The organism is Argonema galeatum A003/A1, from assembly GCF_023333595.1.
Classification (GTDB): domain Bacteria; phylum Cyanobacteriota; class Cyanobacteriia; order Cyanobacteriales; family Aerosakkonemataceae; genus Argonema; species Argonema galeatum.
Map to the genome: position 1 here is coordinate 63,384 of NZ_JAIQZM010000008.1, position 12,542 is coordinate 75,925.

Annotated in this window: 14 protein-coding genes and 1 pseudogene; 11 read left to right on the plus strand and 4 right to left on the minus strand. The window is 45.4% G+C overall.

Features of this window, described 5'->3' with window-relative positions; translation table 11 throughout:
* Positions 1–105: 105 nt before the first annotated feature.
* On the minus strand, positions 106–279 hold the full coding sequence (locus tag LAY41_RS10775) for a hypothetical protein (protein WP_249097236.1): 174 nt from the start codon (positions 277–279) through the stop codon (positions 106–108).
* 250 nt (positions 280–529) lie between these two features.
* On the opposite strand from LAY41_RS10775, the gene LAY41_RS10780 reads away from it, so the two are divergent.
* Both LAY41_RS10780 and LAY41_RS10785 read left to right on the plus strand, forming a co-directional pair.
* Positions 530–1,177: a bifunctional 4-hydroxy-2-oxoglutarate aldolase/2-dehydro-3-deoxy-phosphogluconate aldolase gene (locus tag LAY41_RS10780; protein ID WP_249097237.1), complete on the plus strand. Its 648-nt coding sequence runs from the start codon at positions 530–532 to the stop codon at positions 1,175–1,177.
* 461 nt (positions 1,178–1,638) lie between these two features.
* Positions 1,639–2,061, plus strand: coding sequence for a L,D-transpeptidase (locus LAY41_RS10785; protein WP_420840315.1), 423 nt, complete (start codon positions 1,639–1,641; stop codon positions 2,059–2,061).
* A gap of 167 nt (positions 2,062–2,228) precedes the next feature.
* On the opposite strand, the gene LAY41_RS10790 is transcribed toward LAY41_RS10785, so the two are convergent.
* Positions 2,229–2,447 carry a hypothetical protein gene (locus LAY41_RS10790; RefSeq protein WP_249097241.1) on the minus strand — a complete coding sequence of 73 codons (219 nt, stop codon included), beginning with the start codon at positions 2,445–2,447 and terminating at the stop codon, positions 2,229–2,231.
* Here LAY41_RS10790 and LAY41_RS10795 point away from each other — a divergent pair.
* A complete protein-coding gene (locus LAY41_RS10795; protein WP_249097246.1) occupies positions 2,434–2,988 on the plus strand; it encodes a L,D-transpeptidase in 555 nt (184 codons plus the stop codon). The genes LAY41_RS10790 and LAY41_RS10795 overlap by 14 nt on opposite strands.
* A 101-nt stretch (positions 2,989–3,089) precedes the next feature.
* Here LAY41_RS10795 and LAY41_RS10800 read toward each other — a convergent pair whose 3' ends face one another.
* Entirely contained in the window at positions 3,090–4,688 is a 1,599-nt protein-coding gene (locus tag LAY41_RS10800) for an Hsp70 family protein (RefSeq protein ID WP_249097249.1), read from the minus strand.
* Between the two features lie 98 nt (positions 4,689–4,786).
* Between LAY41_RS10800 and LAY41_RS10805 the strand changes: the two genes are divergently transcribed.
* Together LAY41_RS10805 and LAY41_RS10810 are read left to right on the plus strand one after the other, a co-directional pair.
* A complete protein-coding gene (locus LAY41_RS10805; RefSeq protein ID WP_249097250.1) occupies positions 4,787–6,094 on the plus strand; it encodes an AAA family ATPase in 1,308 nt (435 codons plus the stop codon).
* Between the two features lies 1 nt (position 6,095).
* Complete coding sequence (locus LAY41_RS10810) at positions 6,096–6,647, plus strand: hypothetical protein (RefSeq protein WP_249097251.1); 552 nt, start codon at positions 6,096–6,098, stop codon at positions 6,645–6,647.
* Between the two features lie 154 nt (positions 6,648–6,801).
* On the opposite strand, the gene LAY41_RS10815 is transcribed toward LAY41_RS10810, so the two are convergent.
* Complete coding sequence (locus tag LAY41_RS10815) at positions 6,802–7,392, minus strand: hypothetical protein (RefSeq protein WP_249097252.1); 591 nt, start codon at positions 7,390–7,392, stop codon at positions 6,802–6,804.
* A gap of 689 nt (positions 7,393–8,081) precedes the next feature.
* Here LAY41_RS10815 and LAY41_RS10820 point away from each other — a divergent pair.
* From LAY41_RS10820 to LAY41_RS10845, 6 genes and pseudogenes are all read left to right on the plus strand, one after another.
* Positions 8,082–8,702, plus strand: coding sequence for a hypothetical protein (locus LAY41_RS10820; protein ID WP_249097253.1), 621 nt, complete (start codon positions 8,082–8,084; stop codon positions 8,700–8,702).
* A gap of 26 nt (positions 8,703–8,728) precedes the next feature.
* On the plus strand, positions 8,729–9,202 hold the full coding sequence (locus LAY41_RS10825) for a hypothetical protein (RefSeq protein ID WP_249097254.1): 474 nt from the start codon (positions 8,729–8,731) through the stop codon (positions 9,200–9,202).
* Between the two features lie 17 nt (positions 9,203–9,219).
* Positions 9,220–9,912, plus strand: a complete 693-nt coding sequence (locus LAY41_RS10830) for a hypothetical protein (RefSeq protein WP_249097255.1) — start codon at positions 9,220–9,222, stop codon at positions 9,910–9,912.
* A 52-nt stretch (positions 9,913–9,964) separates the two neighbouring features.
* A complete protein-coding gene (locus LAY41_RS10835) occupies positions 9,965–10,966 on the plus strand; it encodes a multicopper oxidase domain-containing protein (protein ID WP_249097257.1) in 1,002 nt (333 codons plus the stop codon).
* A gap of 144 nt (positions 10,967–11,110) precedes the next feature.
* Positions 11,111–11,215, plus strand: a pseudogene (locus LAY41_RS10840) (carbohydrate porin); the annotation flags it as partial.
* Between the two features lie 276 nt (positions 11,216–11,491).
* Complete coding sequence (locus LAY41_RS10845; protein WP_249097258.1) at positions 11,492–12,508, plus strand: ComEA family DNA-binding protein; 1,017 nt, start codon at positions 11,492–11,494, stop codon at positions 12,506–12,508.
* The last annotated feature ends 34 nt before the right edge of the window (positions 12,509–12,542 follow it).

Genomic DNA, 12,542 nt, shown 5'->3' on the forward strand with positions numbered 1-12,542 from the left:
AAGGCTTTGGCTCTTGGGAATACACTTATTGCCGCAATGCTTCACCCCTACACTTCACACTATAAAGGGGGTAAATAACCCGGATTTGGTATAAATCCCCAAAGCCTATATAGATAACCAAATAATTGAAAGCCCCTTCTCATCGACAAGAGCATCTTGTTTGGGGCTAATTTTCTTATCAGTTCTACTGGCATAGACATCAAGATTTGTGATGTCATCGCCACCAAAAAGTTTTTTACGGTAATCGGGATAAAACTCTTCGAGTTTGAAAATTGCCATAGCCTTTTACTTAAATTATATGATAAAAATAACATTTTAACTTTCATCTATCCATCTTGCTTGAGAATGATTGACTCTTATGTCAATAAACTTCCGCAATTATCTGCACCAAATGTATTAGATAAAAAGACCTAGAAAACTGATAAGCTTAATTTAAGGAGTTAATTGTTGAAGATAATCAAATTGTGAATTAAAACTGCTAGTCTGGAGGATTTACAATATAAAATATGCCTAATAGTAGATGTGGAGAATGTTTAATCAGTGTTGGCTAAAGCTGTTGCAACAGCAGCGATCGATCGCTGTCATCCGCGCCCCCCAGCTAGAACTAGGTCGCCAGATGGCAAGGGCGGTGGCAGCTGGAGGGATGGGCTTGATTGAGATTACCTGGAATAGCGATCGCGCACCAGAGCTGATCGCTCTTTTGCGATCCGAATTACCAGGGTGTACTATTGGTAGCGGCACTCTGCTGAACTTAGAGCAGATGCAGCAGGCGATCGCATCAGGTGCCCAATTCCTCTTCACCCCCCACGTTGACCCAACCCTAATTCGGGCGGCGGTGGATGCCGGTGTGCCTATAATACCAGGGGCGCTCTCTCCAACAGAAATTGTAACAGCACATCAAGCAGGAGCCAGCTGTGTCAAAGTGTTTCCCATCCAAGCAGTGGGAGGATCGCGCTACATCCGCAGTTTACAAGGGCCGCTGGGACATATCCCGCTAATACCCACTGGTGGGGTGACGCTGGAAAATGCGAGAGAATTTTTGCTCGCAGGTGCGATCGCAGTGGGACTTGCAGGCGACCTATTTCCCCAAAAGCTAATCGCAGCCAAAAATTGGGAAGCTCTAGAACAACAGGCGCGAAACCTGATCCAACAGCTAGCCACTAACCCGATTAATTGATATACCATACAGAAAAAACCCGCGCTTGTTGCTGCTAGAGGCTAGCGAACTGAAGCAGTAAAATTCAAATTTTCCGGTGTGAGGAGGAGTTCAAGATGAAAAAAATCATTTCTTCTTTCTGGTTGCGTTGTTCTGGAGCTTTACTGGTTGGTGTTGCACTAACTCTAACTGCATTCTCTGCCAGGTCAATACCCACTCAGAGGACTACTACACAAAGAGACAGGTCAATATCCACTCCCAGAACAACCGCACAAAAACGTAGGTCAATACCCACTCAGAGGACTACTACACAAAGAGACAGGTCAATACCCACTCCCAGAACAACTTTACAAAGAGGCAGGTCAATAACCGCTCAGAGGACTACTCTACAAAAACGTAGGCCAATATTCACTCAGAGGACTACTACACAAAGAGGCAGGTCAATATCCACTCTGACCACAACTGTAGAAAAACGTAGGCCAATACCCACTCTGACCACAATTGCACTAAAAGATAAAATCGCTAACAAAATCTTGGATCTGCAAGAAACCCAGCAACGCTGGATTGAAGTTGACCTATCCAACCAAAAGCTGATTGCCTGGGAGGGTACAAGTCCCGTTCGTGCCGTTCTTGTTTCCACTGGCAAACAATCAACCCCTACCCGCGTCGGCACCTTTGCAGTTCAAATTAAATACCTATCAGCCCGAATGACTGGGCAGGGTTATGATGTTACCAACGTGCCTCACACCATGTACTATTCTGGGGGCTATGCTATTCACGGTGCTTACTGGCATAAGCGGTTTGGCACTCCGGTGAGTCACGGCTGCATCAATGTAGCGCTCGATCACGCTGAATGGCTGTTCAAATGGTCTAACGTCGGTACGCCAGTGATTGTCCACGAATAACAGGGAAAGTCAAAAGTCAAAAGTCAGAAGATTATTTATACTTCGCACGGGCATAAATGGGCGAAGCATTCCGTGAATAATTTGTTGGTTGAACCCAAAGATCTTTGACGGAATGCGAAAGCCCCTACAGGCATAAAAAAGCTCGGTCACAGACCGTGCTGAGTATATCATTCTTTTTCCCCTCTGCCCCTCTGCCCCTCTGCTCCTCTGCTCCTCTGCTCCTCTGCCCCTCTGCCCCCCTGCCCCTCTGCCCCTCTGCCCCTCTGCCCCCCTGCCCCTCTGCCCCTGGAGCCCCTCTGCGGCCTTATAGATATTCTTGAGAGCGGGAAAGGAGTGGAAATAGAGTAATCTAGACCCAGGAGGTAGTGAACTATGGAAACCATCATTCGCTCTGGTTGGTTACGTCGCTCAGGAAGTTTCTGGGCAGGTATGGCGCTAATACTGGTGACTTTATTTTCCGGGTCAATGCCGTCTGAAGCGGCATCAAGGTCAGCAAGGCAGGCGCAGCTACAGCAAAATAAAATTACTAAGACAGTCGCTAAATCGGGCTCGAAACGCAATAAAGTCGCCCGTGCTAAAGGACGCTGGATTGAAGTTAACCTGGCAAAGCAACGGTTAGTTGCCTGGGAAAATGGCAAAGTGGTTTATTCCACCGCCATTTCCAGCGGCAAGCGTGGCACTCCAACTCGCCGGGGAACCTTTACTATTAAATCCAAGTACCGCGCCAAGACAATGCGTGGGCCGGGATATGTAGCTCCAAATGTCCCCTATACAATGTTTTACTCTGGGGGCTATGCCATTCATGGTGCTTACTGGCATAACCGCTTTGGCACACCAGTCAGCCACGGGTGCGTCAATCTGCCGGTAGGACAAGCTCGGAGGCTCTTTAGCTGGGCTGGCACGGGTACAAAAGTGGTAGTCCGTTAATCTAGGGGCTAGAACACCGATTCAGTAATACTTGGTGGTGCGTTTTTAATTTGTAGGGGCGTTCGCTACGCGAACGCCCCTACCATTACTGAATCGGTGTTCTAGCTGAGCTGAACTACGGGCCGATCGTCCAACAGCCTTTGGTTGGTAAGCTGGTCTTCAACGGTCATCCGCAGAAAGCGTTGGTCATCTACCTGAAAAAGCACTTTGATACGATCGCTCCCCGGATACCCAGGCGGTGTCAATTGCGCGATCGTGCGGGCACCTTCCCGGTCATTTAGAGGTTGTACTTGAGTCTGAGAGCTGGTAAGATTGCGAGTAATGAGGCGATCGCCATCAAAATAAACTTCTGTACCGCCGCCAGTTTCAGCACCCAATTCCCCAACTATTAATTCAATGCTGGGTTGGTTTTCCACTGAGGCACCCAGCAATAATTCTACCGGATCGCTCATGGGGTAAGGCTGTCCAGCTTTAATTAAAGGATGCCAGTTGTGTTGGTTGTGGCGTCTATCCCAGTAGCGGATGCCGTAACTGTGGTAGAGAAAGTCTTTGAGTTCAAAACCTTGGGTTAGCTGGATAGCACCTTGTGCGATCGCTTCAAAAGGTCGATCGCAACGAATTTTTGTCGCCTCGAAGTATTGCTGCACCCAAGTTTGCACAGATGGGATTTGCACCGTACCGCCAACTAACAAAACAGCATCAATATCGGCAACTTCTAAACCTTGGCGTCGTGCTTGCTGTAGCACTTGATTTATTGACTCATCCAGTCGTTCAAAAAACTGATGTTCTTTGAGAATAGTTTCAAAGCGATCGCGGTCTAATTCTAGCTCATAGCTTTCAAAAGTTTCATCATTAAAATAAACTTCATTCGCCTGTTTTTGCAAAGAAAGCTTAATTTTTAACCGTTCTGCCAAGCGAGTTGTCAGCGCTGTTGATGCCAAACCTTGAGTTTTTGCGAAATAATCGATTAGCCAATTATCAATATCCGAACCGCCCAAATTTTGTCCAGCTTTTGCCAGTACGCGGGCTGTTTTTATCTTTTGGCTTGAAGACTCAGCGAGAGATTTCTCACCCCATTTGAGAATAAAACCCAGAGGTTTTTTGCTGGCTGAACTATCCAGCCGCACCAGGGAAAGATCCAGCGTACCGCCGCCAAAATCTATTACTAGGATAACTTGCCGATCGCCCATACCATAGCCCAAAGCCGCTGCTGTAGGCTCATCCAGCATTCGCACCTGTTCAACGGACAGGGATTGGCAAACTTGACCTAACCAGTGGCGATAAGCTTCAAAACTATCTACCGGCACAGTCAATATTAAAGATTGTCCGACATCTGGCAAAGTAGCTTGCAGTTTTTCAATCAGATTAGACAAGAACCATTGTCCAACCTGCTCAAAAGTAACTATCTTTCCATCCAGTTCGGGAAGAAATCCTTGGATTGGAGCGCCAATACCGCGTTTGAAACTGCGGAAAAATCGGGGGTCGGATTTGAGGTCAAGACCCCTCTCTAGCACCGCCTGTCCAACTACCACCTTACCGGAGGAGGCATCCTCAACATAAAGCAGACTGGGAATCAGGGGGGGATTTTGCCCAAGCGTCACCGACACACCCGGTAAGCTTAAGGTTTCTGGCTTCTGGGTGACTGGGTTCCAGCGCGTGATTACCGTGTTGCTAGTTCCGAAATCGATTGCGTAGGACATAGTTCCGAGCCGTAGGCATCGTCATTCACCTAGTTTACCAGTAGATTGGGATTCGATCGTACTATAGTATAGAGCAGCCCAAACGCAAACACAGCATTATGAGTGAATCCACTTTCTCTCTTTTTGGACGCGGAATTGATGGCATTTCAGTGCGTGGCTATAAGTCTCTTTACGAAAAATGCAGCATTGAGGTGCGTCCCCTCACAATTCTTGCAGGTGCTAACAGTTCGGGTAAGTCCAGCATCATGCAGCCATTACTGCTACTAAAGCAGACTCTAGAAGCAACTTATGACCCTGGCGCTCTTTTACTCAATGGCCCTAATGTTAAATTTACTTCAGTAGATCAGCTTTTGTCTAAATTGTCTGGAAAAACCGATACTGATAACTTTACTATTAAAATTGACATAGATGATAATCCTTTAATCAGCACGTTTGCTAAGCAGCCAAAACAGGGTATTCAAGTCGTTCGATCGACATATCACATTGCTAATGAGCCAATTACTATTTCACCGGGAATGACTCATCAAGAAGTGTCAAAAATACTTCCCGAATCAATATCTACTAATTACGACGATTTGGTGTTTTATGCAGATGAAGCTCCGCTTAATACAAGCGTGGTTAGTGCCAGAGGTTTTTTGGACTTTACATTGCTAGGAGGTTCCTTTATTTACTCTGCTATTTCTAGTGATTTCCAAAAACACATTCGCCACATCATCCACGTTCCAGGTTTAAGAGGAAATCCCGAACGAACTTACAATACCACAGCCGTTGGTCACGAATTTACTGGCACTTTTGAGAATTACGTTGCCAGCGTAATCAATCATTGGCAGAATACAGAAGATAATAGACTTAGACAATTAGAAACAGATCTTAAAAAACTTGGACTAACTTGGAAAGTTGATGCAAAACAGCTTAATGATGTACAGTTTGAGTTGCGTGTAGGACGTTTGCCTCGTAGTGGTGAAGCAAGTGATATGGTAAGTCTTGCTGATGTTGGCTTTGGTGTGTCACAAACTTTACCAGTTCTAGTTGCTCTACTCGTAGCAGAACCGGGACAATTAGTTTATCTCGAACAGCCAGAAATTCACCTACATCCTCGCGCTCAAGCTACTTTGGCAGAGGTATTAGCCGATGCTGCAAATCGAGGTGTGCGAGTAGTTGTAGAAACACATAGCGATTTGCTACTCAGGCGTATTCAATCATTAGTTGCTGAAGGTAAAATTCCACCAAAAAACGTCAAACTTCACTGGTTCAAACGGCGCGATGATGGTGTTACAGAAGTAAGTAGTGCCAATCTAGATGATGCAGGAGCTTTTGGAGAATGGCCTGAAGATTTTTCTGATATTGCTCTTGAAGAAGAAAGCCGCTATCTTGATGCAGCTGAGTCCCGTCTAGCGAGACGTTAATATGTCAGCTAAGGTTTCCAAACGCCTTGTGATTTATGCCTCTGTAGCGCGTGCTGCTGGTAGCGAAGATGCAAAAGATCCAAAATCTCAAAACTGCCGCGATTTTCTCAAAGCTGTACGGAATATCTGTCACCGAATCGTTATGACACCAGATATTAAAGAGGAGTGGAATAAGCATCAATCAATTTTTGCCAGTCGATGGCGTTCCTCAATGGTGGCAAAGAAAAAGCTGGAATATCTCTCTGAGATTGTGGTGGATGATGAATTGTGGAGCCAAGTTGAAGATTTTACCGAGTTCGACAATCAGCGCTCGGCAATGATTAAAGATCTATTATTAATTGAAGCAGCACTGGCAACAGATAAAATTGTAATTTCTCTTGATGACAGAGTTAGGAAATTTTTTGCCAAAGCAGCAGAACAGGTTAACGAACTCAAAGATATTGTATGGGTCAACCCAGCGAGACCAGAAGAGCAAGCCCTTCTTTGGCTTGAAAATGGTGCAGAACCTGAAATAGAGCGACAATTAGGATTCCGACCCGAAGAAAGTTGCTAATGACTAATTTCCATGAAGAATTAGCCATTAGCCATTAGCAAATTCAGAGAGCATTACAAAGCAGAATTTAGTCCGTTGACAAATAGGTACAGAATGTGATTAAAAAAAACACTAATAAAGTAGAAGTTGTGAATAACATAATTTTTAACTCTAACTACTCTTCAGTCAATGAATTGTCCAGCGCCCAAATTATTAAAAAGGGAATACCAAGTCCCAGAATTTGATTTAATACCAACCAAGTTATAGAATCAGAATAATTCCAGCCAAAGATCGTAAATCCGCGTTTCGTAGAGGATAGCAAAGCATCCCAAATTAGGTGTGCGGACATCCCGACAGATAGACCAATTGCAGCATCTCTTAACCACCGCCACCACTGGTTACTGCTGTCAGAATAAGATCGATCGCGCTTCATACCCCACCAGCTAAGGATGAGCAAACCTAGAGGAAACAAAGTAGAATGAAATAGCCAACTGCGGTGGATTAAAAATCTGAACCTCGTCCAGTTGTAGAGCGGAATATCCCAGTCTGGAACTGCCATGTAGAAAAACTGGTCGGATAAGACGGGGATATGCAGTTTGCGGAAGAAGAATAACCCACTTGCTCCCCAGATCAGCATTACCAAAAACCAAATGGGGTTAATCCTCTTCACCCCTTCTTTGGCGTAGCGTTCTAACAGCCACCAATAACCGGCTCCAACGGCTAGCCCTACTACAAAATGGATGAGTTTATCAGAGAAAGAATCCATATTTTGCACGCACCAATTAAAAGCTACTGGAGGATGAGTGACACCCTCTATCCTAGAGAATAGCTCTTTAGATTGATACGAAACTAAATATTTCTTAATGTCACCTGATAGGTCAGATGACAAACTTGTTTAGACGTTCTCGATCATCCAGTCGCGAACCAGTGAGAACGTCAAAGCACCCCGTCAGTTCTGGAAGCCTTGTATATCAAGATTGCAACCCTGGTTTTTGGAGAGGTCTATTAGACCTCTCCAGAAATTAAAGGTGCGTTGCCTAGAACCATTGTAGAGACGTTTCATGAAACGTCTCTACAATGTTTTTTGGAGAGGTCTATTGAAGGGTGCGATCGCTTTTGCATAGATGAACTCGAACGATGGCAAGATTACATCTCGAACCGAGTATTGCAACGGGATTTCTTCAAAAACGGGAAAGAATACTTGTTCTTGTTTAGGCAAAAACAGAATTGACGCATAACTATACCACGAAATTGTCATTATAGTTAATAAAAATAATTTTTGGTCATATTGTTAAGAAATTCAAAAGTTTATTAAGAAATATTAAAAGCATATTGACGATAAAGTCAATAGCTATATGATTTTTATTGCAAATAAATTGCAGTAAGCTTTAGCTGACAAAGTTAGTCTGGCAATTTGGAGTTCGTATAAATTACACCAAGGAGAGATTTTCCATAGTGTTACAGACACAGAACGAATCAATTTCACCTGAATTTCCCAAACAGCTAGATATAGCTAAGGTCAGTGTTTATGGCCTCAGCATTCTATCTGCGCTTATGTTTCTATTTTTGCCATTTGTTAACTTATTGCATCCCAGTCCGTGGCAGCGATGGTTAGGCACAATTCACGGCTTTGGTGCCTTGTTAGCAACAGTGGTTGCAGTTTACACGGGACATTTGGCTTTTCCCCTATTGAGGGGCGTGACTAAAATTTTGCCCCAAATGCGTACTCTGACATTTTGGTCAACTTTTATAGCGTTTTTAGGAATAGCCACCGGCAATTTGGCTTATATGCGATACCGCGCTGGCATAGACTTAGGCGGAGCCCGCGCTTGGCTGAAAGAAAACTCGCCTTTAGCACAGTACGTGCTGATGGAATACCACGAATTCACCGTGCTGTTTACATTGCCATTAGGAGTAGCTTGCACCTGGATTCTGTGGCATTACGGCGACTCAATTCTGGAGAAACAAAACCGCCACGTTTTATCAGCCACCTGTGTAGGTTTGATGGCAATGATGTTTTTTGCAATGGGTGGTTTAGTGACCGGGCTTGGGATTGCAAAAATCCACGCTTTGTAATTTAAATTAGGTGATTGGGTGCTTGAATGACTAGACAACTCTCCCGCCAACCTCAGAAGGAAAACGAACCTATATACGGCAGAATTTGGGCGCAATTAAAAAAATTCCCAAATGGCTTGGCTGAAGGTTCTCAAAAACCGCTTACCGTCTCCGGGCCTGCTGCGGCAGCCCTAATTAGTGCCGGTATCGGCTGTTTTACGATGATGTTTACTCATCACTTATCAGATACATCTAAAGCGCGAGAAAAAATTGTTTGGGCAATTGGCAGCTGGATACCGGGAAGTCACAACAAGAGTGAATTATGGGGAAACATTGGAAGTTACACCGGCAAAGAAACGATGTTGCTAGTAGGCTGGCTTGTCAGTTGGCCTATACTATACTTTCTCTGGAAGAAGAAGAATATCAAAGCTAAAACGATGTTTTTCTGGTTCTTTGCCTTGTTTATTGCTGCCACTGCTATGAGCTGGCATCCCCTGTTTCCATATTTGCCGTTGATGTAAGGAGTGAAAATTTAACTATGCCCGAACAAATTAAGCATATTCCAGCTAGGGAAATGCACAAATATGTTTTTGGTTTCATTGGCGTGTTTATTGCGATCGCAGTCACTTATCCGCTCGCTTTCTTGCGAGTTAGTCAGAACCAAAAGTTTGCCGGTTTTCACGTCAAATCTTTAACCCAGGAAGGTAAGCTGGCACAGCCTTCTGCCGAATCAGTAGCTGTTGCGCCTCCTGTTGGCAGTGCAGAGAAAACTGTGCAGCCTTCAGCAATGGTAGATGCAAGTCAAACTGTTGCTAATAATCTGACGGCACAACCTTTTATTAGCGGAAGTACAGACAAAACCGTCCAAACAGAGCAGATGGCGGTTACTCCCAGCAGCCCAATAGCAGAAATTAGTGATGAGGTTCAAATAAAGGAATTGAACCAAAAAGTATACGATAAAATCGCTAAAGTTTGGCGATCGGGCCGTCGATTTAAGCAGGCTTTAGCCTACCGCGTTACGGTGACTGAAGATGGTGCGATCTCCAGCTACGAAGCCCTGGTTAAACCGGCCTTGGATTCCGTGCAAGAAACTCCCCTGCCTTCGTTGGTCGAGTTTTCTGTCAATCAAGCGAAAGTCAGTACCCGCCAAACTCTCGGTCAATTTAAGGTCGTCTTTACCCATCGAGGAATACTTGAGGTCAGCCCTTGGCACGGCTGGAGGAGCAGGTAACAGGCTTTTTAGAAAGATTTGCAATAATGAACTGGTAGCTATTGAGAATTAGATGGGTCATCACTTCGTGCCAGAGAAAGGAAAACCTTGGAGCAGACGACAAGTTTTGCAGCTGGGATTGGCAGGCGGTATTGGGATAGCCGGTGCTGGAATAGCACTCCAAACTTTGATGCCAAAACGAACATCACAGGTAAGAGTGCCGCCAATACCCAGCGATACACCCAACTTTGGCAATAGTATTAACCCAATGGCGATGCTGCGGGATTTTGACTATGGCATCGTCAAGAGAGAGAACGGACGCACTATTCGAGAATTTCGGATGGTTGCCAGTACTTCCACACTTCAGCTGAATAGTGCTGTCACTTTTAATACCTGGAATGTGAACGGGCGCGTACCTGGGCCTACTCTGCGGGCGCGTGAGGGCGATCGCGTCCGAGTCCTTTTCCACAACAAAGGCGGACATTCCCACTCGCTGCATTTTCATGGCGTCCACCCTTCTGAGATGGATGGCGTAAAACCAATAGCAAATGGCAGCGCCACGATTTATGAGTTTGACGCCGAACCTTATGGCGTCCATCTATACCACTGCCACGTTGAGCCCGTAACTCGTCACATCGGCAAAGGGCTGTACGGGATGTTCATCATCGATCCACCGGGTGGGCGTCCCCCAGCTGATGAAATGGTGCTGATCATGGCTGGCTATGACATAAATGACGACAACCGCAACGAACTCTATGCCTTTAATGGGTTGCCGCATTACTATATGCACCATCCCATCCCCATTTACAAAGACCAACTAATTCGCTTGTACGTCCTGAACATGATTGAGTTGGAAGCTGCTGTAACCTTTCATCTGCACGCCAACTTCTTTGATGTCTTTCGCACGGGGATGACCTTAACTCCTAGCGAGAAGGCTGACGTGATTACGATGGGCGTAGCTGAACGTCACATTCTAGAGTTTGCCTTCCGTTATCCGGGGAAATATATGTTCCATCCCCATCAAGATGCTCTAGCCCAAGCAGGTTGCATGGGTCAGTTTGAAGTGATTAGCTGACAGAAATCTCTCAATAGCAAAAAACATTCTGATTTTCAGAGCGGGTGGTAGCAGAGGTGGAAAAGTTGGAAAAGGGGCTGGGTATCTACGACTTGGCCAAGTTTACGCCCGCTTAGTGAGGAAAATTATTGCAAAGTCAGTAACAATATCTCCGTCACTCCCGGCGTAATTGTAATTACCAATCCAGAACACAATGACAGCAACGACACCATCTACGTAGGAACCGTTCGCACTACCTTTACTTTCTAAATCGGGAGGCGGAGCCTCTTATTGAGAGTAGTGCAAGAAATGTACTGGTGATTTAGCTTTTATAGGACTTACGCATTTTATCCCCTCATCCACTACAGATGTAGAGTCAATTCATGAATTGACTCTACATCTGGGAAGCGGTGCAACCCAGCACAAATAAGAAAGATTTTCAACTGTATTGCTAATCTTTCTCACTAGCTATACAATGAAAATTCTCTTGCCTACCAACCCCTAACCCGGACTCCCCATCTACCCCCAACTCCCAGAATTAAGATAATGTTTACTTTTCGTTCTTTGTCACTTGCCGTTTCGATCGCCAGCCTAGTTGCCCTCACCTCCTGTGGCGGTACTCAAAATACAGAGAGTACGTCAACCCCAGCCGCAACTTCCAGCCCTGTAGCCGCTACGGAGATGGGAAGTAACAATATGACAAGCACTGGCAAGCCGAAAATCAATATCAATACGGCAATTTTGTCGGAATTAGATAAATTAGAGGCCAAATTAGGCGTTCCAGCGCTATCCAACAAAATTCAATCCAGTCGTCCCTACGGCAACATCGAGGAACTGGTGTCTAAAAAGGTGATCGACCAGCAGCAATTTGACCAGATTAAAGATATGGTGACGATCGAAGATGTCGTACTCACGGGTGAAGCCAAAGATGTTGACTACATGACCAAATTAGGCTTGATGAAGGGACATCTGTTGGTTGCTAAGGAACTGCTGGATCTGCAACAGCCAAAGCAGGCTGAACCTCACATCGGTCACCCGGTGGAAGAGATTTATGTCGATGTGGAAGATCAGCTCAACGAACGCAAAGTCAAAGAGTTCAAGACAACTTTGGCCGGTCTCCAAGATTTGGTAAAATCCAAGCCGAAGGATGCCAAGGTGGGTACGGAGTTTGCCAATTCCATGCAGGCGGTGGATGGGGCGATCTCGTCGCTACCAGAAACTCAACGTCAGTCTCCTCAATTTGTATTGAAGGTGATTAATGGGTTGCTGGATACCGCTAACGCCGAATATACAGCTGCGATCGCAAATGGTAAAGTGGCAGCTGCAATTGAGTATCAAGACTCACGCGGCTTCGTCATCTACGCCAATACCCTTTATCAAACGATCGCCTCTAGCGTGGCTAAGGAAAATCCAGAAGCTCACAAAGCGATCGAAACCACTATGGCTCAGCTGAGCAAAGCTTGGCCCACCGCCACCGCGCCAGATGCCCCAGTGCTGACCCCAGAGCAAGTGTCTCAGCTGATTAAGACAATTGAGCAAAATACCCAAAAGGTAGGGAAATAACACAACGTTTGTGTTGCCAATGTTAGCAGGGAGC

Excerpts from the sequence above, each read along its gene's own strand:
- LAY41_RS10775 (WP_249097236.1), bottom strand. The coding sequence starts at position 279 with ATGGCAATTTTCAAACTCGAAGAGTTTTATCCCGATTACCGTAAAAAA.
- LAY41_RS10780 (WP_249097237.1), top strand. The coding sequence starts at position 530 with ATGTTTAATCAGTGTTGGCTAAAGCTGTTGCAACAGCAGCGATCGATC.
- LAY41_RS10795 (WP_249097246.1), top strand. The coding sequence starts at position 2,434 with ATGGAAACCATCATTCGCTCTGGTTGGTTACGTCGCTCAGGAAGTTTC.
- LAY41_RS10790 (WP_249097241.1), bottom strand. The coding sequence starts at position 2,447 with ATGATGGTTTCCATAGTTCACTACCTCCTGGGTCTAGATTACTCTATT.
- LAY41_RS10800 (WP_249097249.1), bottom strand. The coding sequence starts at position 4,688 with ATGTCCTACGCAATCGATTTCGGAACTAGCAACACGGTAATCACGCGC.
- LAY41_RS10805 (WP_249097250.1), top strand. The coding sequence starts at position 4,787 with ATGAGTGAATCCACTTTCTCTCTTTTTGGACGCGGAATTGATGGCATT.
- LAY41_RS10810 (WP_249097251.1), top strand. The coding sequence starts at position 6,096 with ATGTCAGCTAAGGTTTCCAAACGCCTTGTGATTTATGCCTCTGTAGCG.
- LAY41_RS10815 (WP_249097252.1), bottom strand. The coding sequence starts at position 7,392 with ATGGATTCTTTCTCTGATAAACTCATCCATTTTGTAGTAGGGCTAGCC.
- LAY41_RS10825 (WP_249097254.1), top strand. The coding sequence starts at position 8,729 with ATGACTAGACAACTCTCCCGCCAACCTCAGAAGGAAAACGAACCTATA.
- LAY41_RS10830 (WP_249097255.1), top strand. The coding sequence starts at position 9,220 with ATGCCCGAACAAATTAAGCATATTCCAGCTAGGGAAATGCACAAATAT.
- LAY41_RS10835 (WP_249097257.1), top strand. The coding sequence starts at position 9,965 with ATGGGTCATCACTTCGTGCCAGAGAAAGGAAAACCTTGGAGCAGACGA.
- LAY41_RS10845 (WP_249097258.1), top strand. The coding sequence starts at position 11,492 with ATGTTTACTTTTCGTTCTTTGTCACTTGCCGTTTCGATCGCCAGCCTA.